The organism is Dickeya zeae NCPPB 2538 (assembly GCF_000406165.1).
GTDB lineage: Bacteria > Pseudomonadota > Gammaproteobacteria > Enterobacterales > Enterobacteriaceae > Dickeya > Dickeya zeae.
On sequence record NZ_CM001977.1, the window covers coordinates 1,869,541 to 1,892,015 of the forward strand.

The 22,475-nt window shown below is 54.2% G+C and carries 17 protein-coding genes; 11 read left to right on the top strand and 6 right to left on the bottom strand.

The window, feature by feature from the left end; genetic code table 11:
* The first annotated feature begins 4 nt into the window (after positions 1-4).
* The 3 genes from DZE2538_RS08175 to DZE2538_RS08185 all read left to right on the top strand — a co-directional run bounded on the left by DZE2538_RS08175 (position 5) and on the right by DZE2538_RS08185 (position 1,920).
* Positions 5-853, top strand: coding sequence for an SDR family NAD(P)-dependent oxidoreductase (locus DZE2538_RS08175; RefSeq protein WP_023639498.1), 849 nt, complete (start codon positions 5-7; stop codon positions 851-853).
* The gene (locus DZE2538_RS08180; protein WP_023639499.1) at positions 850-1,035 is read left to right on the top strand and encodes a hypothetical protein; all 186 of its coding nucleotides are present in this window, start codon (positions 850-852) and stop codon (positions 1,033-1,035) included. Before DZE2538_RS08175 ends, DZE2538_RS08180 begins: the two co-directional genes overlap by 4 nt.
* 102 nt (positions 1,036-1,137) lie before the next feature.
* The gene (locus DZE2538_RS08185) at positions 1,138-1,920 is read left to right on the top strand and encodes an SDR family NAD(P)-dependent oxidoreductase (protein WP_023639500.1); all 783 of its coding nucleotides are present in this window, start codon (positions 1,138-1,140) and stop codon (positions 1,918-1,920) included.
* 223 nt (positions 1,921-2,143) lie between these two features.
* Here DZE2538_RS08185 and DZE2538_RS08190 read toward each other — a convergent pair whose 3' ends face one another.
* The 4 genes from DZE2538_RS08190 to narX form a co-directional block, all read right to left on the bottom strand.
* Entirely contained in the window at positions 2,144-3,199 is a 1,056-nt protein-coding gene (locus tag DZE2538_RS08190) for a DUF481 domain-containing protein (RefSeq protein ID WP_038916055.1), read from the bottom strand.
* Positions 3,200-3,428: 229 nt separating this feature from the next.
* Complete coding sequence (locus DZE2538_RS08195; protein WP_038916056.1) at positions 3,429-4,709, bottom strand: acyltransferase family protein; 1,281 nt, start codon at positions 4,707-4,709, stop codon at positions 3,429-3,431.
* 273 nt (positions 4,710-4,982) lie between these two features.
* Positions 4,983-5,630 (bottom strand): two-component system response regulator NarL, encoded by a 648-nt coding sequence (gene narL, locus DZE2538_RS08200; protein WP_012884498.1) that lies wholly within the window; start codon positions 5,628-5,630, stop codon positions 4,983-4,985.
* The gene (gene narX, locus DZE2538_RS08205) at positions 5,623-7,431 is read right to left on the bottom strand and encodes a nitrate/nitrite two-component system sensor histidine kinase NarX (RefSeq protein WP_038916057.1); all 1,809 of its coding nucleotides are present in this window, start codon (positions 7,429-7,431) and stop codon (positions 5,623-5,625) included. Before narX ends, narL begins: the two co-directional genes overlap by 8 nt.
* A 439-nt stretch (positions 7,432-7,870) precedes the next feature.
* On the opposite strand from narX, the gene DZE2538_RS08210 reads away from it, so the two are divergent.
* Entirely contained in the window at positions 7,871-9,262 is a 1,392-nt protein-coding gene (locus DZE2538_RS08210; protein WP_023639504.1) for a NarK family nitrate/nitrite MFS transporter, read from the top strand.
* A 109-nt stretch (positions 9,263-9,371) separates the two neighbouring features.
* Here the strand turns inward: DZE2538_RS08210 and blaCAR are convergent, their stop codons facing one another.
* The gene (gene blaCAR / locus DZE2538_RS08215; RefSeq protein WP_023639505.1) at positions 9,372-10,379 is read right to left on the bottom strand and encodes a CAR family subclass B3 metallo-beta-lactamase; all 1,008 of its coding nucleotides are present in this window, start codon (positions 10,377-10,379) and stop codon (positions 9,372-9,374) included.
* Between the two features lie 116 nt (positions 10,380-10,495).
* On the opposite strand from blaCAR, the gene DZE2538_RS08220 reads away from it, so the two are divergent.
* The 7 genes from DZE2538_RS08220 to DZE2538_RS08250 all read left to right on the top strand — a co-directional run bounded on the left by DZE2538_RS08220 (position 10,496) and on the right by DZE2538_RS08250 (position 21,628).
* Complete coding sequence (locus DZE2538_RS08220) at positions 10,496-11,386, top strand: LysR family transcriptional regulator (RefSeq protein WP_038916059.1); 891 nt, start codon at positions 10,496-10,498, stop codon at positions 11,384-11,386.
* 333 nt (positions 11,387-11,719) lie between these two features.
* A complete protein-coding gene (locus DZE2538_RS08225) occupies positions 11,720-15,490 on the top strand; it encodes a nitrate reductase subunit alpha (protein ID WP_038916060.1) in 3,771 nt (1,256 codons plus the stop codon).
* On the top strand, positions 15,490-17,049 hold the full coding sequence (narH, locus tag DZE2538_RS08230) for a nitrate reductase subunit beta (protein ID WP_038916061.1): 1,560 nt from the start codon (positions 15,490-15,492) through the stop codon (positions 17,047-17,049). Before DZE2538_RS08225 ends, narH begins: the two co-directional genes overlap by 1 nt.
* Positions 17,046-17,765 carry a nitrate reductase molybdenum cofactor assembly chaperone gene (narJ, locus tag DZE2538_RS08235; RefSeq protein WP_012884505.1) on the top strand — a complete coding sequence of 240 codons (720 nt, stop codon included), beginning with the start codon at positions 17,046-17,048 and terminating at the stop codon, positions 17,763-17,765. Before narH ends, narJ begins: the two co-directional genes overlap by 4 nt.
* Positions 17,765-18,442 (top strand): respiratory nitrate reductase subunit gamma, encoded by a 678-nt coding sequence (narI, locus tag DZE2538_RS08240; protein WP_012884506.1) that lies wholly within the window; start codon positions 17,765-17,767, stop codon positions 18,440-18,442. The genes narJ and narI overlap by 1 nt, the downstream gene beginning before the upstream one ends.
* Positions 18,443-18,903: 461 nt before the next feature.
* Positions 18,904-20,052: an L-threonine dehydrogenase gene (yiaY, locus tag DZE2538_RS08245; RefSeq protein WP_023639508.1), complete on the top strand. Its 1,149-nt coding sequence runs from the start codon at positions 18,904-18,906 to the stop codon at positions 20,050-20,052.
* Between the two features lie 550 nt (positions 20,053-20,602).
* Positions 20,603-21,628: a HoxN/HupN/NixA family nickel/cobalt transporter gene (locus tag DZE2538_RS08250; RefSeq protein WP_023639509.1), complete on the top strand. Its 1,026-nt coding sequence runs from the start codon at positions 20,603-20,605 to the stop codon at positions 21,626-21,628.
* A gap of 193 nt (positions 21,629-21,821) precedes the next feature.
* On the opposite strand, the gene DZE2538_RS08255 is transcribed toward DZE2538_RS08250, so the two are convergent.
* Entirely contained in the window at positions 21,822-22,457 is a 636-nt protein-coding gene (locus DZE2538_RS08255) for a DsbA family protein (protein WP_080638970.1), read from the bottom strand.
* Between the last annotated feature and the right edge of the window lie 18 nt (positions 22,458-22,475).

A 22,475-nucleotide genomic window follows, 5' to 3' on the forward strand; every position in this document is an offset into this window, starting at 1 on the left:
AACGATGCATCCAGCAATTCGTAGAAACGGCGTCGCAGTCATTACAGGTGGTGCAGTGGGCATAGGTTACGCCATCGCCCATCGACTTGCTCAGGAAGGTATGCAGCTTGTGCTACTGGACAGGGATGCAACGGCCCTGATGGCAGCGACTGACCGCCTGCAGGCGACTTTCCCGACGCTGACCCAACGTAGCGTGGTCGGGGACGTGACCGACCACGCCATCATCGAACGGTTGTATCAGGAAGCGGTCTCGCTCGGCGAGATCGCGCTGTTGATCAACAATGCTGCGATCATCAAAGGCGCGGGTCCCTGGGAAGACACCGAGCAATGGCACCGGATCATGGATATCAACTTCTGGGCCATCCTGGCACTACAGCAGCGTTTTGTGCCCACCCTGATCGAGCAGGCTTCGGTCAGTGCCATTGTCAATCTGGGTTCCAAGGAGGGCATCACCACACCACCGGGTAATGCGGCTTACAGTGTGTCCAAGGCAGCCGTGCGTGTTCTGACGGAACAACTCGCGCATGAGCTGTATGAACGTGTGCAAAATCACGTGACGGCACACCTGCTTATTCCTGGCTGGACATTCACCCCGATGAACTTCCCCAATGCGTCGGCGGATGCCCTCCAGCCGACGGGGACATGGCGTGCCGATCAGGTCGCAGAGCGGATGATCGAGAGCTTGAATGCCGGTGACTTCTACATATTCTGCCAAGACAACGACGTAACCCGTGAAATGGATCAGCGTCGAATGCAGTGGTCGGCTGATGACATGATCCAGAATCGGCCAGCGTTGTCGCGCTGGCATCCCGACTGGCGCGAGAAGTTCGCTGAGTTCATGAAGGGAGCATGACGGCGCGAACTATGAGCCTGAATGTGAACGCCGAGCGCCTGAGCACCAACAGTGGATATTCCACCTGCGCTGCCGTCAACAAGGATGTCGTCATTCGAATCCTGAAGGACTACGAGGCGGCCACTGTGTTCTTGCCCAAATGCACCCGTTATCGCTATGCCATGGGCATCAAGTCTATGTAGATACGCTGTGTTCGGATGATGTGTAGCACTCGCACAGAGTGAGTGCTACACATCGTTTGGTACATCCTCAATCAATCAGTAATTTCAAGCTGGAGAAAGACAATGACCAAGCCATTTGCGCTCATCACCGGCGGCTCAGCCGGAATTGGGCTAGAGATCGCACGCCTTCTGGCAAAAGACGGTAACGACCTTATCATCACGGGGAGAGAGAAACGCGTCTTCCTGGCGGCAGAGGAACTGCGCAAGTTTGGCGTCGAGGTGCTCCCGGTTCAATCCGATTTATCTACCGAGGCAGGTAATACCGCTGTTCTCGACGCTCTGGCATCGACAAGGCGGCCTTTGGGAATCGCAGTCCTCAATGCCGGTATCGCCATTGGTGGCGCGTTCATTGACATTCCCCTGGAACGGCATCTGCAACTCATTGCCTTGAACGTCATCTCACCCGTGCGGCTGGCCCATGCGGTGATCCCTGGTATGGTGGCAAACGGTGGCGGCAAACTCCTGTTGGTCAGTTCCCTGTCTGCCACCACACCCACGCCTTACGAGAGCGTATACGGTCCATCCAAGGCATTCTTGTCATCGTTCGGACATAGCATCCGCGAGGAGTTGTCGGGCACTGGCGTACAGGTGACGATCTTTCATCCGGGGGCGACGGCGACCAACTTCCACGCCCGTGCCGGCATGGGCAATACCGGCTTCGGCGACAACAGTTGGAAGAACGATCCGGCCTTGGTGGCGCGGCAAGGTTATGACGCCCTTATGCGCGGAGAAACCAGTTTGATCGGTGGTGACGAGGCCACCCAGGAAGCAGGTCGTGAGCACAAGCGTCTGTCTGAAGAGGAAAAAGCTCGGCGGCACGCCAGGATGGCGCGCCCGAGATGTTGAGCATGGTTGAACCTGGAGTTTCATGTCAATGGGTGGCATCTATTGGCTTCATCGCCCCTGACGAGACAGTGCTACAATTTTTGTAAAACAGCACATTACTACATGGTAGGATATCGAGGATTCAGGAAGGGTGGCACAAGCAAGGGTGTGCTCTCGGAAGGGAATGCCTGGTGAGCCAGGTAAACGGTTCCTGCGATAACCACAGGAACCAGAACGCGATACATTACCAGCCGACGCCCAGACCCAGTGAGTACAGGGTATCGTTGATGTTACCCTGTACGCTTTCGGTACGGTTGCGGGAGACTTTCATACTGACGGATGACCAGTCGGTAACTTTGAAACGCAGACCTGCACCGGCTTTGAAATAAAGCGGGGTGGTGCTGTCAAACGAACGGCCCACTTCGCCATCGCTGAACAGCTCGGTACGTTTGCTGAACAGGAAACGATCGTAGCTCCACTTCAGGCCACCGGAGTAGAAGTTGTCTTCGGTGTTGTTCTGATAAGTAAACGTCTGGGAGTTCACCAGCGTTGTAATCGAGAACGCACCCAGATCGTTATCCCAGAACTGGTAACCCGGACCGGTACCCACAGAGCGGTTAATCTTGATGTTTTCTATCCAGTCGCGTTTGTATTCATAGCGACCCTGCCAGAACCAGTGCTCGTCGATGAATTTATCCAGCGCGTATTCACCGTCGGCGTTTTTGGTGCTTTCCACATTGTCTTCTTTGGTCATGTGGTAGCTGGCATCCAGGTTGTGACGCCATGTGCCGTGGCGCAGGCGCGTGCTCAGCGTTGCATCACGGTTGTCGGTTTCAGTGGAGCTTTTCTTGTGGGCCAGGCTGACATCGATATTGCCTTTCCAGGAGAAATCCTCCACCCAACGGTGTGGAACGACCATTGAGTTGATATCGGACAACGGTAGCGTTTCCTGCCCGGCGCTGACTTGTTGTCCGTCTACGCTGGCGGGTTGCGCCACGATAGCACGTGAACTGTCAGAGGCTTTGATAGACGGGTAAAGCACGCCTTTTTCGTAACGCTGCCCTTGAATCACCATGCCGTGGTCGGTCTGGAAGGTTTTAACTTTGTCCCAGGTCACCGACAGGGTGTCGGCATAATCGGTTTTGATGAATAACTTGCCGCTATCCAGCAGCGTAATCTGGCCGCTGATCTTGTCACCGTTGGTTAGCCAGACGGTGTCCGCATGGCTGGTGGAAATGCCCGCAGCGCTGAGCGCAATGAACAGCCCCAGCGGCGAAAGTGCATGTTTGGAATATGTCATGATGTCAGATAAAACAGTGAATGACTAAAAGTGAAAGACGCCGTTCGAACGGCTTGCCGATGTATCGATATACCGGTTACTTCCCGGCGAGGCAACATTAACAGGAATCGTGCCGCGCCTCTAGGTATAAGTGACCCATAATTAGAATGGAAATTGTTATAAACCGTGTGATTAATGATTTACGGCTATAACGGTGATGGCGATCACATCACCGTTATAGCCGCTGTCATCAGGCCGCGCTGCGGGAAGGTTGGAAGCGGCGGGTGAGGAAGCGTTCGGTCAGCGACTGTTTCATGCGGGTCACGACCTGTTCCTGGAATATCACGCACAAGGTAACGGTTGTGAGCAGGAATACGCCGTAGCCAGTCATGGAAACGTCCACACGTCCTGCTGCATCAATGCACGCCTGCCAGTCGGTGAAACATTGTAACGGGTTGCCGCGTAATAACTGTTCTAAGGTACGGAACAGATTAAACAGCGGGACGTGTAGGGCGAAAATCGACAGTGATGCGCCCCCCAGGCGGGTTGCCCAGGTTTTCAGCGTCTCGCTGCCTGGTTCGCGAGCGTGAGCACACAAACAAACCAGTGCAACTTGTGCCGGTAACAGCAGGCCGTTGTGCAGCAGGAAATACCAGTAGTGTTCACCGTGCGTAAATAACCAGGTCGCGATAATGAAACTCAGACCGATAAACACGCCCAGTGCTTTACGTTGGGTCGAACTTTGCATCCATGTCAACGCCGGTATCTTACCGTCCCGATATTGTCGGGAAATGGCATAACCCACTATCCCAGCTAAAAATTCCGGCAGCCGAAGTAGCGGATTACGTTGCAGCAAACCGGTATAGGGCACGCCATATAATTGATGCCAGATAACCCATACCGGCGGCAGCAGATATAACAGGAACAGAGCCACCAGCCACAGACGCGGGTAGCGGCTACCCAACAGACGTGGAGCCAGCAATGGGAACAGTAAATAGAAAAAGAACAGTGTCGAGACCGACCACAACGGCGCGTTGAAGGTCAAAAAGTAGGGGTTCCACGCTTGTAACATCAGCAGTTGCAGCAGTCCATTCACAGCCAATTGCACGTTATCCATGTAGTGGCGCAAGGTTTCCGGGGCTACACCAGGGTCGTTACTGTCGTAAATGACGAAACGGGCGCTGGCGACTTGTCCCTCGGGGGGGATGGCCAGCCAGTGCATCAGGCTGACCACCACAATGGAGGACACCAGACCGATAATATGGATTGGGTAGAGGTTAAACAGCCGCTTAGCCAGAAAATGCCGGGCGGGTTCGCGTAACTGTCCGTCACGCAGATAAACGTGCGTCAGCAGAAAGCCAGACAACACAAAGAAGGTGCTGGTGGCGAAGAATCCCATACTGGTCAGTTCGTTGAGAAAGGGGATCTTGTCACGCTGCGGATAGATATGTACGGTGTGGTAAACCATCACATAGCATCCAAGCAAAAATCGGAGCCATTCAAGTCCAATAAATCGTTCTCTGACTTTCATTCTCTTTTTCCTCCGGTTAAGCCTGGCTAAAGCGCAATGAAACGCCGAACGAGGTGAGTCTAGGAAATGAATATGGGGAAATATCTAGGAAAATGGCGATAAAGTACTAAAAATTATGAACGGCCGTTACTCTATCAGCCGTATTGAAAACAAACGTATAGAAATGTAGGTGGGCGTATTTTACTGTAATTTTTAACATCTAAACGTAAAACGCAACATCATCGAAGGATGGTAGAGGATAACAGAATGACTGGCGGCGCAAGCCGCCATTGGTTAGAAAATCTTCTCTTGTACTACCCAGACTGCCGCTTCTACGCGTGAACGCAGCTTCATTTTTTTCAACAGGTGTTTGACGTGTACTTTTACCGTACTTTCGGTAATCGTCAACTTGCGGGCGATCACTTTGTTGGGTAACCCCTGGGCTATCAGCTTCAGAATATCTTTTTCCCGCGGGGTCAATTGCTGGATATCACGGGTATCCGTGCTGCGTGTTTCCCGCAGGCTGGCTGCCAGAACGGGCGTCAGGGTATCACTGAGCACCATTTTTCCTGCCGCCGCCTGGTGAAGCGCAACCAACAAGTCCTCCGGTTCCATGTCTTTTAGCAGGTAGCCATCGGCTCCGCTTTTAAAGGCGCTGATCACGTCTTCTTCATGGTTTGACACGGTAAATACCACGATGCGCCCGGATAACGAGGTTTCGCGCAGACGGGCCAGCGTTTCCAGTCCGTTCATGCCCGGCATATTCAAATCCAGCAAGATCAGGTCCGGGTCGAGCTGTTCTGCCAGCGTCACACCCTGTTCCCCCTCACTGGCCTCACCGACCACACACAGGTCTGGCGCCATACTGAGTAGCTGTTTGACGCCATTGCGTAGCATCGGATGGTCATCAATAAGCAGTACGGTAGAGGCGTCATTAGTCATGGTTTTCTCCTGATAATACGGGGGGCTGGCGAGAGTCGGCCTGAAAACGGACATACACTTCCGTGCCGCCGGAAACAAGACGTTGAACAGTACAGTCGCCGTGGAGGCTTCGGGCGCGGTCGCGCATGATGATAAGACCATAGTGGTTGGTACGACGGTTGTCATCACTGATGCCGATGCCGTTATCACGCACACGCAGCTCGATATACCCTTGCTGTTGACTCAGGGTAATGCTGGTTGCCGTCGCCTGTGCATGTTTATAGGTGTTGCTCAGTGCTTCACGCACAATCTGCAACAGGTGGATCCCTTGATGGGCAGAGACGGCCTGCGGCGGGAGGTGGTAGTTCAGCACGATGTCATAGCCGAGCCGTTGATTGAACTCCTCCACGGTGGATCGTAACGCTGCCAGCAGGCCAGATTCTGACAGCTTCAAACGGAAAGTGGTCAGTAATTCACGCAACTGCCGGTAGGCGGTATTGATTTCATCGCGCATGGCGTCCAGTTGCTGTTGTATTTCCGGCGTCAACGCGGTGTGCTGCATTTGCAGGCAACTGACCTGAATCTTCAGACAAGAGAGCGACTGGGCAATCGAGTCGTGTAACTCCCGCGCAATGGTGGCGCGTTCTTCCATCAGCATCAGTTGTTGTTGATGGCTGGACTGCCGTTCCAGCGCCAGTGTGCTGGTTAGCTGCTCCAGTAACGTATTGAGCAACTGGTGTTGGTCGGGGGTCAGGTGTTGGTGAACCGGCAGCCGTGCCAGCACCACACCGTAGTGACCGAGCTTGTCATGCAGATTCCAGCTCACGGGTTTGCCTTCATACGTCATCCGGGTTGAAAAGTGCGCACAACGCTGACAGGCGCTGTCCGGGCAGGTGTCAGGGTTGGGAATGACGGTCAGGCTGGAGGGGGTGACATGTGCCTGATGGTTATCTTCATATAGCTGTAATTGAATGCCGGTCAGCGGCATCAACGCGCTGAGCTCATCCAGTACCGGCAGCAAGCGGCTACACAGCGGCGCGTTGGTATGTAAGCGGCGACTGGAGCGATAAAGAAACGCCAGTGTGTCATTTTTTTGTTGTAAATCAGCGGTCTTTTCTACTACGCGCTGTTCCAGATCGCGGTACATCGCCGACAGTTCATCTGACATGTTGTTCAGCGCCTGCGCCAGCGTGCTCATTTCATCCTGGCCGTGCGGGGTCACCCGCTGGTGAAATTCACCCTGACCGATGGCTTGAGCCATCGACAGCAACTTACGCCAGGGAGTCAGCAGTCGGTGACGCAGATAGAAAAAGGTGAGCACCAGCAGCGACAGCATGATGACGATAAACATGCGCTGTACCAGCGTCACCAGCCGCAGGTGTGCTTCGGTCTTCTGGTCGATAGCCAGTACCAGCGCGTCCAGATGGTGGACAAAATCCGCGACGGCGTCGGCAGCATCTGCCGGATGTTTTGCCTGACGCAGACTCGGTTTCAATTGATCGACCCAGTAACGTTGCAGCGTGGTGAGTTGCTCGCTTAGTCCTTCGCGCATTACCGCCTGACGCAGATCGTTGTCGTTTTCATCACGCTCCAGCTCTTGCAGATAATGGTCGCTGCCTGCGGTAAGCGGCACCATCGACAATAACCGGTAACTTTGCATGCGCAGAGAACCGGCTTTATTGATGGCGTGTGCGTTGCCCTGAATGCTTTGTGACATCCAGCTTGATATCGCCATGCCAGCAATACCCAGCAGGCCAAGCAGCAGCATGGACAACGCCACCTGATTGACCAGTGAGAGTGGAAGCCGAAAGCGTCTTAACATGAGGGAAACCGCCTGTGACGAAAGTGGAAACACATGTGTATGCTAAAGAATAGACTGCGGGTCAGACAGGTTACCTTGATTCCGATCGACAAGGCGAGTTATCGACCGACGCCGGTTAGCTATCGTGGATTCAGTGTAGAAATCCATTCATGCAACACCATGGCATTTTTTCTTATTTCCAGAAGTAACCCCATACCCACAAAGGGTTACTCCACAATTTCCATTGGTGGGTAGTCGTGAGTACCGTGACGGAGTTAATAGTCATAACATGATGAAACGACACTATTAACTTGTCATGGCGACTTACCTATTTGGGAGTGGGTGTTAAATCAGCGCATTTTTTTACCCAACAAGCTGTTGATGTATATCAAGTTTGCTTCGGTCATACCCTCTAATGTGACGCGTAGTGATAGGGGTATTTTTCTGACCGAGGCTTGTTATGACGCAGTCAACCATTACGCCAGGTGCTTCACGGCAGACTGTTATCCGGGAATGGCGCCCGGAGGATGTACAGTTCTGGCAAAAACAGGGGCGTGGTATCGCGCAACGTAACCTGTGGATTTCCATTCCTTGTCTGTTGTTGGCTTTCTGTGTCTGGATGTTGTTCAGCACAGTGGCCGTCAATTTAAACAAAGTCGGTTTCCATTTCACCACCGATGAACTGTTTATGCTGACGGCATTGCCATCGGTATCCGGGGCGTTATTGCGGGTACCGTATTCATTTATTATCCCGCTGGCAGGCGGACGCCGCTGGACCACCTTCAGTACGTTGATTCTGGTGATTCCGTGTGTGTGGCTTGGGTTTGCCGTGCAGGATCCACAGACATCGTACAACGTGTTTATCATTATCTCGCTGCTGTGTGGATTTGCCGGTGCTAACTTTGCTTCCAGCATGGCGAATATCAGCTTCTTTTTCCCGAAAGCACAGCAGGGTGGTGCGCTAGGGTTAAATGGCGGATTTGGGAACCTGGGTGTCAGCGTGATGCAATTACTGGTACCAGTGGTGATCTTTCTGCCAGTACTGAGTTTCACGGGTAAAGGTATCGTTCAGCCGGATGGCAGCCAGGTCTGGTTGCAGAATGCGCCCTGGGTATGGGTGCCGTTGTTGCTTATCGCTTCGGCGGCGGCCTGGTTCGGTATGAATGACCTCTCCACCGCCAGAGCGTCACTGCGCCAGCAGTTGCCGGTACTGAAACGGGCGCATCTGTGGATCTTAAGCGTACTGTATCTGTCAGCGTTCGGCTCGTTTATCGGCTTTTCTGCCGGTTTCGCTATGCTGTCGAAAACCCAGTTCCCGGATGTGGTCATCCTGCATTACGCCTTTTTCGGCCCGTTGCTCGGCGCGCTGGCGCGTCCAGTGGGTGGCATGTTATCGGACCGCTTCGGTGGTGTACGGGTGACGCTGATTAATTTTGTGTTGATGGCTATCCTGTCACTGCTGCTGTTCACCGCACTGCCGGGCCAGAATCAGCCGGGTTCCTTCCTGATGTTCTTCGGCATTTTCATGCTGCTGTTTTTAACGGCCGGGCTGGGAAGCGGTTCCACCTTCCAGATGATTGCGGTTATCTTCCGTGGTATGACGATGGAAAGGGTAACGGCCGCAGGTGGTGGTACTGAGGAAGCGCAGCGTAGTGCTGTGACCGATACTGCTGCGGCGTTAGGGTTTATCTCCGCTATCGGCGCTATCGGCGGCTTTTTCATTCCGAAAGCGTTTGGAACATCGCTGGCGCTGACCGGTTCACCTGCCGGTGCCATGAAGGTGTTTGTGGTGTTCTATGTTGCCTGTGTATTGATTACCTGGTTGTGTTACGGACGTAAAGCCCGCGCGTAGTCCAGCGGGTGATGATACCGAGCCGGTGAGATGTCCCGGCTCGGTGTATTTCAATATGTCGTCTTCCCGCTTTTCTGTCTGGCCGCTATCGGGCATACGCCTGTTCGGTTTACTGCTTGTTTCCTTGCTCTTTTTTCTGCTCGTTCGCCAGTCGCTGTTCCGCTTCCAGATAGGCGCTGTCCATTTGTTTAATCAACGCCGCCTGATTCACCAACGGGTGAGGGTCGCCTGGCTTGCGTGTTTTCAGGCGCTCTTTAGCTTCCGTTAACCCGGTATTGAACGGGTGAGCAGTGAGGTGGACCATGATCGGATGCTGCGGGTCGGTAATCAGGCGTTTTATCCGCTCAATACTGGCGAGGTAGGCTTCGACCTGCCGGGCGTTTTCTATCGCATTCAGCCCCATTCCCCCGATGGTGATGGCCCGATAGGTCTTGTCGCCATCTTTGACGTCAAAGGCGTAAGAGGTCGTCCCCCAGGTATGACCGGGGGTGGCATAAGCGTAAAACGTCGTATCACCCACCGTGAAGGCTTGCCCGTCGTGCGCCACGATATCCGCGTGGTCAAGCATTTTCCAGGGATGGGGGGTGTGTTGCGATTGTTTGGCACCGTTTATTGCTTCGTCCCAGCCCGGCTGTGTCATAACAAATCGAGCCTGACTGAGGGCTTTGATCTTATAGGCTCCACCGACATGGTCGAAATGTCCGTGCGTCATCAACACCAATTTGATATCCGCTGGATCAACGCCAACCTGACGGATGTTAGCCAGTAATTGATCGACATAGGGTTCATGCAGGGTATCGATCAATACCGGGCCTGCACTGGTTTTGACCAACCAGGCGGATACCCAGCAAACACCAACGAAATAGACATTATCGAACGCTTTATACGGTGTAATCGCCTGAGCTTGTGGATCGTTTAACCAACGGTTTAGGTCTGGTGGCATACGCCCGGTGCGGCCGAACTCGGCAAAGCGCGCGTTAATGGCGTCGGATGGGCAACCTGCCAGTGATGATGCGGCGGTGGTGCTGGAAGAAGGCGACGTTTGTGCCAGCGTGGCGGTGACCGGTGTGGTCAGCAACCCGAAGGTAAAATACAACGCAAGGTATTTCTTAAGCATAATCAGTCTCATAGGGTTATTTTGGATTATTGATGATCATTATTGCTTCCTGAAGTGAACGAATAAACCCTAGAATCAGCCATAGTTTGTTGCATATATCGCTCAATAGAGGCGCTATGGATCGTCTTATTGCGATGCAGGTATTTGTGGCGGTGGCAGACTTGGGGAGTCTGACCGCAGCGGCGAATAAACTGGATATATCGCGTTCAATGGCCACACGTTACATTGCCGCACTGGAACACTGGTTAGGGGTGCGGTTGCTGCATCGCTCAACCCGCAGTCTGGGATTGACCAGCGTCGGCAACGACATGCTGGTGCGCTGCCGTCAGATTTTAGCGTTATCTGAGGACATGGCGGCACTTTCCAGCAGTGGTAATACGGAACCGCACGGCGTGATCCGGGTCGCCAGCAGTGTGTCGTTCGGGCAGTCTTATCTGGCGCACGCGCTGGGACGCTATCGCGCTCGTTATCCTCGTACCACAACCGAGCTGATACTGACAGATCGCGCCATCAAGCTGGCGGAAGAGCGTATCGATCTGGCGGTAGACGTGACGAACTCACCGGATCCTAACCTGATCGCCAAACCGCTGGGGCGCTGTGCATCGGTGGTCTGCGCATCACCGGACTATCTGGCGCATCATGTTCCACCGACCACGCCGAACGATCTGGTGCGGCATAATTGCCTTAACCATATCCGCCTTGGGCGGGAGTGGCGTTTTACACACCGGGAGAGCGGGGCGCAGCATCGTGTCATGGTGTCAGGACGCGTGGTGGCCAATGACACGCTGGTGCTGCTGACGGCAGCTCGGGCGGGCGAGGGTATCGCCTGTTTGCCGGAGTTTGTCGTGCGTGGCGGGCTGGATGTCGGAGAGCTGGTGCCGTTGCTGGCGGATTACCAGACACAGGCGCTGGGTATTTACGCGTGTTACATGTCGCGGCGTCATATGCCTGCTACGCTGCGCACACTATTGGATTTTCTGGTGCAGGATTTATCAGCATCAGGCTGATGCTGGACGAATCAGAGGCAAACTGGAGGTAAAACGCCCGGCTACGTGGCCGATGGCATTCTACTACCTCCAAAGAGTCTTCATCAGTAAATGTCACCTGACCTTATCATTTCAACCCTCAATATTTCCTTTTTTATCAGTTAATTAACTGACTTTTTTCTGATACCACCAAGGTGGTATTTTCCCAAATCCCACCACAAACCGGCTCCTAACGGCTTGATCGCTGTCAATTCTGACACTTATTCAGTTGGCTACCCTGCATCGTAGTGAGCAATACCCACGTGTACTTCTATAACGACAGGAGCCGTCAGGTTCCGCAGCAGGAGAGTCCGGATGAGCAAATTTCTTGACCGGTTACGCTATTTCAAACAGGTGGCCGAACCGTTTTCCGGTGATCACGGCCAGACGCTGAATACCAACCGTGACTGGGAGGATGGCTACCGTAGCCGCTGGCAACATGACAAAGTGGTGCGTTCGACGCATGGCGTCAACTGTACCGGTTCATGTAGCTGGAAGATTTACGTCAAAAACGGGCTGGTCACCTGGGAGACGCAACAAACCGATTACCCCCGTACCCGGCCTGATCTGCCGAACCATGAACCGCGCGGCTGCCCACGCGGTGCCAGCTATTCCTGGTATCTCTATAGCGCGAACCGCCTGAAATACCCGATGATGCGTAAGCGCCTGATGAAGCTGTGGCGTGAAGCGCGTCGTCACCATGCCGACCCAGTAGATGCCTGGGCGTCAATTGTCGACGATGCCAATAAAACGAAAGAATACAAGCAAGTACGTGGTCGCGGTGGTTTTGTCCGTGCCGACTGGCAGGAAGTGAATGAGCTGATCGCTGCCGCTAACGTCTATACCGCCAAAACCTTTGGCCCGGACCGGGTGATTGGCTTTTCACCGATCCCGGCCATGTCGATGGTGTCTTACGCCGCTGGTGCTCGTTACCTGTCGCTGATGGGCGGGGTGTGCCTGAGCTTCTACGACTGGTATTGCGACCTGCCACCGGCCTCACCGCAGACCTGGGGTGAACAAACCGACGTGCCGGAATCTGCCGACTGGTATAACTCGTCCTACATTATTGCCTGGGGTTCCAACGTACCGCAGACCCGTACCCCTGATGCGCATTTCTTTGCTGAAGTCCGTTACAAAGGCACCAAAACGGTCGCCATTACCCCGGATTACGCAGAAATCGCCAAACTGTGCGATCAGTGGCTGAACCCGAAACAAGGTACCGACAGTGCGCTGGCGCTGGCAATGGGTCACGTGATCCTCAACGAGTTCCATCTCAAGCAGCCGCGTCAATATTTCACCGACTACGTGCGTCGCTATACCGACATGCCAATGCTGGTATTGCTGGAACCGCGTGCTGATGGCAGCTACGCCGCCGGGCGTTTGTTGCGCGCCGCCGATCTGGTCGGCAACCTGGGTCAGGAAAACAACCCGGAATGGAAAACCATCGCCATTGATGAAACCACAGGCGAGCTGGTGGCGCCGCAGGGTTCCATCGGTTATCGCTGGGGTGAGCAAGGCAAATGGAATCTGGAACAGCGCGAAGGGGGCTCCCAACGTGATGTTAACCTGCAATTGAGTCTGCTGGGTCACCATGACGAAGTAGTATCCGTCGGCTTCCCGTATTTTGGCGGTGCGACCAGTGAACACTTCGCCAGCGTTGCACTGGATGAGGTGCTGCTGCATCAGTTGCCGGTGAAACGCCTGACGTTGGCAGATGGTCAGGAAGGGCTGGTGACCAGCGTCTTCGATCTGACACTGGCTAACTACGGTGTGGATCGTGGTTTGAACGACGCACAGTGCGGCAATGATTACGATCAGATCAAAGCCTATACCCCGGCGTGGGCCGAGCAGATTACCGGCGTATCACGGCAGAACATCATCCGCATCGCGCGTGAGTTTGCCGACAACGCCGACAAAACCCACGGGCGGTCGATGATCATCGTCGGTGCCGGTATGAACCACTGGTATCACCTCGACATGAACTACCGCGGGATCATCAACATGCTGATCTTCTGCGGTTGCGTCGGGCAGAGTGGCGGCGGCTGGGCTCACTATGTCGGCCAGGAGAAACTGCGTCCGCAAACCGGCTGGTTGCCGCTGGCGTTCGGTCTGGACTGGCAGCGTCCGCCACGCCACATGAACAGTACCTCGTTCTTCTATAACCATTCCAGCCAGTGGCGTTATGAAACTGTCGCACCGCAGGAATTGTTGTCGCCGCTGGCAGACTCATCACGCTTTAGCGGCAGTTTGATTGATTTTAACGTGCGCGCTGAGCGCATGGGCTGGTTGCCTTCCGCACCGCAACTGGGGGCTAACCCGCTGCGTATCGCCGAACAGGCTGCTGCTGCCGGTATGTCACCGCAGGACTTCACCGCAGCGGAACTGAAAGCCGGTCGTCTGCGTTTTGCTGCTGAGCAGCCGGACAGCCCACAAAACTTCCCGCGTAACCTGTTTATCTGGCGTTCCAACTTGCTGGGTTCTTCCGGTAAGGGCCATGAGTACATGCTGAAGTATCTGTTGGGTACCGAGCACGGTATTCAGGGACAGGACCTGGGCGAGCAGGGTGCGGTCACGCCGGAAGAAGTGGAATGGCGCGCACAAGGCGGTGAAGGCAAGCTGGATCTGGTCGTCACGCTGGATTTCCGTATGTCCAGTACCTGCCTCTATTCCGACATCGTGTTGCCGACTGCCACCTGGTATGAAAAAGACGACATGAACACCTCGGACATGCATCCGTTCATTCATCCGTTGTCGGCGGCGGTCGACCCGGCCTGGGAATCGAAAACCGACTGGGAAATCTACAAAGGGCTGGCGAAAGCCTTCTCCCGCGTGTGTCAGGGTCACCTTGGGGTCGAAACCGATGTGGTCACGCTGCCGATTCAGCACGACTCGGCCGCCGAACTGGCGCAGCCGCTGGGCGTGAAAGACTGGAAAAAAGGCGAATGTGACCTGATTCCGGGTAAAACCGCACCGCATATCATGACCGTGGAACGCGATTACCCGAACCTGTATGCCCGCTTTACCTCACTCGGCCCACTGCTGGATAAACTTGGCAACGGCGGTAAAGGTATTAGCTGGAATACCCAAAACGAAGTGGACTTCCTCAAAGGCCTGAACCGCGTGCAGGAAGAGGGCGCAGCGGCCGGTCGGCCGAGAATCGACAGCGCCATCGACGCCGCTGAGGTGATTTTGTCGCTGGCACCGGAAACCAACGGTCAGGTGGCGGTGAAGGCCTGGGATGCGTTGGGCAAGGTTACCGGCCGTGATCACACCCATCTGGCGCACCCGAAAGAGGAAGAGAAAATCCGCTTCCGGGATATTCAGGCTCAGCCACGCAAGATCATCTCCAGCCCGACCTGGTCTGGTCTTGAAGACGAGCATGTGTCTTACAACGCCTGCTACACCAACGTGCATGAGCTGATTCCGTGGCGCACCATCTCCGGTCGCCAGCAACTGTATCAGGATCATGAATGGATGCGTGCCTTCGGCGAAAGCCTGTTGGTTTACCGTCCGCCGGTAGATACCCGAGCTGCTCAGCCGTTGCTGAACAAGAAACCGAACGGTAACCCGGAGAAGGCGCTCAACTTCCTGACGCCGCATCAGAAGTGGGGGATTCACTCTACTTATAGTGAAAACCTGTTGATGCTGACACTCAGCCGTGGTGGTCCGATCGTCTGGCTGAGCGAGGATGATGCCCGCGAGCTGAACATCGTCGATAACGACTGGATAGAAGCGTTTAACGCCAACGGTGCGCTGACGGCACGTGCGGTGGTGAGCCAGCGTGTTCCTGCCGGGATGACCATGATGTACCACGCGCAGGAACGACTGGTGCACCTGCCAGGTTCAGAAATCACTGGCCAGCGCGGCGGTATTCATAACTCCGTGACGCGTGTTTGCCCGAAACCAACCCATATGATTGGCGGGTATGCCCAACTGGCGTACGGCTTTAACTACTACGGCACCGTCGGTTCCAACCGCGATGAATTCGTGGTGGTGCGTAAGATGAACCGTATCGACTGGCTGGATGAGGACAGCCATGACGACCTGTCTTCCCATGTGCAACCTCATCTGCAGGAGAAAGCCTGATGAAAATTCGTTCACAAGTCGGCATGGTGCTGAATCTGGATAAATGCATTGGCTGCCACACCTGTTCGGTGACCTGTAAAAACGTTTGGACCAGCCGCGAAGGGGTAGAATACGCCTGGTTCAACAACGTGGAAACCAAACCCGGCACCGGTTACCCGCATGCCTGGGAAGATCAGGAAAAATGGAAGGGCGGCTGGATCCGTAAGATCAACGGTCGACTGGAGCCACGCATGGGTAACCGTGTCGGGGTGCTGTCGAAGATTTTCGCCAACCCGGATGTTCCGGCGCTGGATGACTACTACGAGCCGTTTGACTACGACTACGCACACCTGCAACGTGCCGGCGAAAGCCGGCATCAGCCAGTGGCTCGCCCGCGTTCGCTGATAACCGGCCAGCGCATGGAGAAGATCGAAAACGGTCCGAACTGGGAAGACGATCTGGGTGGTGAGTTCAGCAAACGTTCGCAGGATAAGAACTTCGACGACATGCAAAAAGACATGTACGGACAGTTCGAAAACACCTTCATGATGTACTTGCCGCGATTGTGTGAGCACTGCCTGAATCCGGCGTGTGTCGCCACTTGTCCGAGTGGGGCGATTTACAAGCGCGCGGAAGACGGCATTGTGCTGATCGATCAGGATAAATGCCGTGGCTGGCGCATGTGCCTGACCGGCTGCCCGTACAAGAAAATCTATTTCAACTGGAAGAGCGGCAAATCAGAAAAATGTATTTTCTGTTATCCGCGTATTGAATCCGGCATGCCGACGCTGTGCTCGGAAACCTGCGTGGGGCGTATCCGCTATCTGGGTGTACTGCTCTACGATGCCGACCGCATTGAACAGGCGGCCTCCACGGAGAATGAAACTGATCTGTACGGTCGTCAGTTAGACATTTTCCTCGACCCGAACGACCCCGAGGTGATTGCTCAGGCACAACGTGACGGCATCCCGCTCAGCGTGATTGAAGCCGCACAGCAATCGCCGGTGTACAAACTGGCGGTGGAATGGCAACTGGCGCTGCCGCTGCATCCGGAATACCGCACACTGCCGATGGTATGGTACGTGCCGCCGTTGTCACCGATTCAGGCAGCGGCCGATGCGGGTCGTCTGGCGCACAGCGGTGTCCTGCCGGACGTCGAAAGCCTGCGTATCCCGGTGCAGTATCTGGCGAACCTGCTGACAGCAGGCGACACCCGTCCGGTGCTGCGTGCGTTGCGGCGTATGCTGGCGATGCGTCACTTCAAACGTGCGCAGACCGTCGAGCAGATTACCGACACCAGCGCGCTGGAGCAGGTGGGGCTGACGCCGTCGCAGGCTGAAGAGATGTACCGCTATCTGGCGATCGCCAACTATGAAGATCGTTTTGTGGTGCCGTCCAGCCACCGCGAACTGGCGCGTGAAGCCTTCCCGGAAGCGCATGGCTGTGGTTTTAGTTTTGGCGACGGCTGCCACGGTAGCGATTCATCGTTCAACCTGTTTAACAGTCGCCGCATTGACGCCATCGACGTCACCAGCAAAACCCAGAACATGAGCCGGCGGATGCAGGAGAACAAGTCATGATCAGCCTTCGCGTTATCGCCCGGCTGCTGGAGTACCCGGATGCGGAGCTGTGGCAGCAGCGTCAGGACATGCTGGACGCGCTGGAGCAGGCTGACGAGCTGCCGCTGCGCCAAAGCGCGCAGTTGTTGCAGTTCATCGGCGACTTTTATCAGGGCGACCTGCTGGACCAGCAGGCGCGCTACAGCGAGCTGTTTGATCGCGGTCGCGCGCTGTCGTTGCTGCTGTTTGAACACGTACATGGTGAGTCGCGTGAGCGTGGTCAGGCGATGGTGGACTTGCTGGCGCAATACCGCGAAGTCGGCCTGGAACTGGATTGCCGTGAACTGCCGGATTTCCTGCCGCTGTATCTGGAGTATTTGACGTTGCGTGAGCCGCAGGCCGCGCGTGATGGACTGCGTGATATCGCGCCAATCCTGACGCTGCTGGCAGAGCGGCTACGCCAGCGCGACAGTGACTATGCCTTGTTGCTGGAGTTGTTACTGACGCTGGCGTCGTGCGAGCCGTCAAGTGACGCGGTGGCGGCGAAAGTGGCACAAGAAGCACGCGACGACACGCCGCAGGCGCTGGATGCCGTATGGGAGGAGGAGCAGGTCCGCTTTTTGGCTGACGCGGGCTGCGCCCCGGCGCAACAGACTCGTCATCAGCGTCGGTTCGCCGACGCGGTGGCACCGCACTACCTGAACCTTGACGCTTCACCGGTCAAAGGAGATTGCTGATGCATTACCTCAATCTGTTTTTATTCGATATCTACCCTTACATCGCCGGTGCGGTTTTTTTGATCGGCAGTTGGCTGCGTTATGACTACGGTCAGTACAGCTGGCGTGCTGGTTCCAGTCAGATGCTGGATAAAAAAGGCATGCGACTGGCGTCGAACCTGTTCCACATCGGCATTCTGGGCGTACTGGGCGGCCACTTTGTGGGCATGATGACACCACACTGGATGTACGAGTCGTTCCTGCCGTTGGACGTAAAACAGAAAATGGCGATGTTCGGTGGTGGTGCCTGCGGTCTGTTGACGCTGGTTGGTGGTATCTTGTTGTTAAGACGTCGGCTGACTAATCCGCGTGTCCGCGCCACCTCCACTACCGGTGACATTCTGATCCTGACATTGCTGGTGATTCAGGCGGCGTTGGGGTTATTGACCATCCCGTTCTCTGCCCAGCATATGGATGGCAGTGAGATGATGAAGCTGGTGAACTGGGCGCAGGCCGTCGTCACCTTCCGCGGTGGTGCATCCGCCTATCTGGATGATGTGGCCTTCATTTTCCGTGTGCACCTGGTATTGGGGATGACGCTGTTCCTGCTGTTCCCATTCTGCCGTCTGGTACATATCTGGAGTGCGCCGGTTGAGTATCTGACCCGCCGTTATCAACTGGTCAGAAACCGCCACTAATTCAGCTGTTTCTCTGCAAAACAACGCCGCCTGACGATGGCGGCGTTGTCTGTGTGTGATACATCAGCCCCCCCAAACCACCTATCAGACTGATTCAAAATAATTTTTTCTTACTTACCGTTAATCTTATCGTCAACGGTTTTCCACCACGGGGTTATCGCTCGCTTCGTTCGTTTTACCCGAAAAAGTTCCGTACCCGCATCATTTCCTGTGTGAATGAATTGTAACGCGCACATTGCCTCAGTCTGGTAACGGATTGTGTCAACGGTAATACGATTTCACGATATGAAATGGTTATTTACTAAAATAACAGTCAGTTATCAGTTCGGATGAAACAAAAGAATGATTTCTCACTCCAGAGGTAAAGAGTGTTGGAAATTTGTTCTGGGTCAATTTTACTGAAAAATGTCAATGCTAGGATGAATTCAAGTTAAAACTCTGTAATAAATGGATGGTGATCTATGAGCAGCGCATTTTACATTCCAGCCTTAAATTTGATGGGCGAAGGTGCATTAGAGGAAGCGGCAAGGCAGATTCAGTTGCAGGGTTTCAAACACGCGTTAATCGTAACGGATGGCGTGTTGAACAAAATCGGTGTTGCGGCTTCCGTGCAGCAACTGCTGAAGAAATATCAGGTCGACAGTGAGGTGTATGACGGTGTGCAGCCGAACCCGACTGTGGCCAACGTGGATGCAGGCCTGAAAATTCTCAAAGCGAACAACAGCGATTGCGTTGTCTCGCTGGGTGGCGGCTCTTCCCATGACTGTGCCAAAGGGATTGCCCTGCTGGCGGCCAATGGCGGCGAAATTGCCGACTATGAAGGCGTGGATGTCTCTGCCAAACCGCAGCTGCCGCTGATCGGCATCAACACCACGGCGGGGACGGCCTCTGAAATGACCCGTTTCTGCATCATCACCGATGAAGCGCGCCACGTGAAAATGGCGATCGTGGATAAAAACGTAACGCCGGTAATGTCCGTTAACGATCCGGCACTGATGGTCGGCATGCCGGCATCACTGACTGCCGCCACCGGGATGGATGCACTGACCCACGCTATCGAAGCCTATGTGTCGACTGCCGCCAACCCGATTACTGACGCAGTTGCGATCAAAGCGATAGAACTGATTCGTGACCACCTGCGCGACGCCGTTAAAGACGGTAAAAACATGGTCGCGCGTGAACAGATGGCTTATGCCCAGTTCATGGCAGGCATGGCATTCAATAACGCGTCACTGGGTTATGTGCATGCGATGGCGCACCAACTGGGTGGTTTCTACAACCTGCCGCACGGGGTGTGCAACGCAGTACTGTTGCCGCACGTAGAGCGTTATAACGCTACCGTTGCTGCACCGCGTCTGAAAGACGTTGCTGTCGCACTGGGTGTGGATGTCGCGGGTCTGAACGACCAGCAGGCAGCGGAAGCGGCTATCCAGGCTATCAGCCAAATGGCGAGCGACGTCGGTATTCCGGCAGGCCTGAAAGACCTGGGCGTGAAAGAAGAAGACTTCAATATTCTGGCCGATAACGCCCTGAAAGATGCCTGCGGTCTGACTAACCCGAAAAAAGCTACTCACGCGGAAATCGTCGAGATTTTTGCCGCCGCATTCTAATGTGGTGTGAGTGTTGGCATCGAAAACCCCTGACCTGATGGTTAGGGGTTTTTTTATGATGTTTATTGTCAAGTCATCAGCTTTTGTGTGTCACAAACCGACGGCGTAATACGATGTTGTTCCAGCTAAATGCGGGCCAGTCCGGGCCGCTTTTATGGCTTCAACAGTCGGTCGGGCAACATCAGGTATGGTAAGCAAATATGGTAGGCAAAAGGCGAGCCAGGACAAATCTTCGGCCGCTTTTGTGTGATAATTTACACTTTTATCATACGCTGCACTTGAAAAAGTTTTGCTGAACGCCTAAAACCACAGTCTGCGCATGGGAATTGAATCGCCACTCAACAACGATCGCCACTCAACAACGTAAACGTATGCTGTCATTGTGATCCATTCCGTTTCCTGTGCAAGGCGCAGCGCATCACCTGCTCATCGCTATAAATGACGAAAAATTGGCATGTTACGTGATAACAACATCTACAAAAACAAAGCGTTAATCACGACATGGTTGATACACAAAGCGATTTGTCAATTCCACTCTCGAGGCTTTTTTATGTTGTCTGGATGGTTGTCTCAAAATCTACATGCGCGCCTACTACTGGCTACTCTTTTCTTCGTTAACATAGCGGCCTGGGTATGGGCATTTATCGCTTTTGGTCATAGCTCTTCTTTGATGGCTGCAAGCCTGCTCGCCTGGTGTTATGGCCTGCGGCATGCTGTCGATGCGGATCATATTGCGGCAATTGATAATGTCACCCGTAAGATGATGCAACAGGGTAAGACACCCTGCAGTGTCGGTACCTGGTTTTCACTGGGGCATTCCACCATTGTCATTCTTGCTACTATCGCCATTGCGGCGACAGCAACGGCATTCAGTAATCAAATGGACTGGCTCCATGAAACTGGTGGTGTTATCGGGACGACGGTATCCGCAGTCTTTCTGATTCTTATGGCTTTGGCGAATCTTTTGATTTTGAAAGGGGTATGGCACGCTTTCCAGCGTCTGAAAAACGGCGAAAAAGTCACTCAGGATGTCTATGCCGTGTCACAAGGTGGCCTGATGAGCTGGATATTCCAAAAAACGTTCCGTCTCGTCTCCAAAAGTTGGCAGATGTATTTGGTTGGTTTTTTGTTTGGCCTGGGTTTTGATACCGCGACAGAAATTGGCGTTCTGGGGATCTCGGCTGCGGGGGCATCCAGCGGCATGTCTGTCTGGTCTATTCTGGTGTTTCCGGCGTTGTTCACCGCAGGGATGGCATTCATTGATACGCTGGATAATATTGTTATGGTTGGTGCATACGGCTGGGCATTTAATAAACCCCAACGCAAACTTTATTATAATATGACCATCACAGGTACCTCCGTCATTGTTGCGCTTTTTATTGGTGGGACAGAAGCCATGGGGCTGCTGATGGATAAACTGGATCTGCATGGCGGAATATGGGAATGGGTTGGACTACTGAATGATAATTTGGGCAATGCCGGATTCTTTGTTGTCGGGTTATTTATTCTGTGCTGGCTGGTATCAATGCTGAATTACAAATGGAAAGGCTACGATACCCTTGCGGTCAATGAGTAACGCTATATTTGAGGGTCGCAGTCATTCAGGCGACCCTCACCGACGGATAGTTTCGTCTACCTGCGCTCCGCTAATATTCATAGCCAGAGCATTGCTTCAGAAATCACATCCGCGCTTTACTCTTGGCTGATGTTAGGCTGCTTGAGACTGTCCGCTCCGTGTTAAGAGGGGACATTGCTAACATCAGTCCGCATTAACAGAAGAGGTGCAAGACATTATCAATAGCTGTGGCTATTTCGTCTTCACTGCGCCCTCCATTAATTGCAACACGGTTCTCAAAAACGAAGTGCGGAACCGAACGAACGCCTGCCGCAGTGGAGTTCTCCACCTCTTGCTCAATCCGCTTGTGTTGGGTGGGATCGAGAGCGATGGCGCGGGCCTCATCCCTGCTGAATCCATAGGCGGCAGCAACATCTGCCAACACGTCGGCATCGGCAATCTTTTTTGCCGCAAGGAAATAAGCATCCGTAATGGCCACGGCGAGTTGATGCTGTGTGCCTCGTTCTCTGGCCGCCAGAATGATGGCGTGCGCAGCCTGTGTTGGGTAGGCATAGAGCTGGCTCTCAAGGTTCAGGTTGAAGCCGGATGCACGGGCCTCAGCTTCAGGGCGAGCGAACGCCGACTTCGGATCTGTCACACCGTATCGCGTCCGTAGCAGATCGGGGATGAAAAGTCCGGCCGCTGGCGCGTCTGGCAGTAAAAGAACTGGATGATGGTGAATATCCGTGACCAGATCGGGGAAGCGTTCCTGAAGAACCTTGTCGAGCCGGTGCTGGCCCACGAAACACCAAGGGCAAGTGATCTCGGTATAGAGGTCGATTCGCAACATGATCCCAGTTTCCTTCTT

Coding starts and splice junctions, on each gene's coding strand:
- DZE2538_RS08175 (WP_023639498.1), top strand. CDS start 5: ATGCATCCAGCAATTCGTAGAAACGGCGTCGCAGTCATTACAGGTGGT.
- DZE2538_RS08180 (WP_023639499.1), top strand. CDS start 850: ATGACGGCGCGAACTATGAGCCTGAATGTGAACGCCGAGCGCCTGAGC.
- DZE2538_RS08185 (WP_023639500.1), top strand. CDS start 1,138: ATGACCAAGCCATTTGCGCTCATCACCGGCGGCTCAGCCGGAATTGGG.
- DZE2538_RS08190 (WP_038916055.1), bottom strand. CDS start 3,199: ATGACATATTCCAAACATGCACTTTCGCCGCTGGGGCTGTTCATTGCG.
- DZE2538_RS08195 (WP_038916056.1), bottom strand. CDS start 4,709: ATGAAAGTCAGAGAACGATTTATTGGACTTGAATGGCTCCGATTTTTG.
- narL (WP_012884498.1), bottom strand. CDS start 5,630: ATGACTAATGACGCCTCTACCGTACTGCTTATTGATGACCATCCGATG.
- narX (WP_038916057.1), bottom strand. CDS start 7,431: ATGTTAAGACGCTTTCGGCTTCCACTCTCACTGGTCAATCAGGTGGCG.
- DZE2538_RS08210 (WP_023639504.1), top strand. CDS start 7,871: ATGACGCAGTCAACCATTACGCCAGGTGCTTCACGGCAGACTGTTATC.
- blaCAR (WP_023639505.1), bottom strand. CDS start 10,379: ATGCTTAAGAAATACCTTGCGTTGTATTTTACCTTCGGGTTGCTGACC.
- DZE2538_RS08220 (WP_038916059.1), top strand. CDS start 10,496: ATGGATCGTCTTATTGCGATGCAGGTATTTGTGGCGGTGGCAGACTTG.
- DZE2538_RS08225 (WP_038916060.1), top strand. CDS start 11,720: ATGAGCAAATTTCTTGACCGGTTACGCTATTTCAAACAGGTGGCCGAA.
- narH (WP_038916061.1), top strand. CDS start 15,490: ATGAAAATTCGTTCACAAGTCGGCATGGTGCTGAATCTGGATAAATGC.
- narJ (WP_012884505.1), top strand. CDS start 17,046: ATGATCAGCCTTCGCGTTATCGCCCGGCTGCTGGAGTACCCGGATGCG.
- narI (WP_012884506.1), top strand. CDS start 17,765: ATGCATTACCTCAATCTGTTTTTATTCGATATCTACCCTTACATCGCC.
- yiaY (WP_023639508.1), top strand. CDS start 18,904: ATGAGCAGCGCATTTTACATTCCAGCCTTAAATTTGATGGGCGAAGGT.
- DZE2538_RS08250 (WP_023639509.1), top strand. CDS start 20,603: ATGTTGTCTGGATGGTTGTCTCAAAATCTACATGCGCGCCTACTACTG.
- DZE2538_RS08255 (WP_080638970.1), bottom strand. CDS start 22,457: ATGTTGCGAATCGACCTCTATACCGAGATCACTTGCCCTTGGTGTTTC.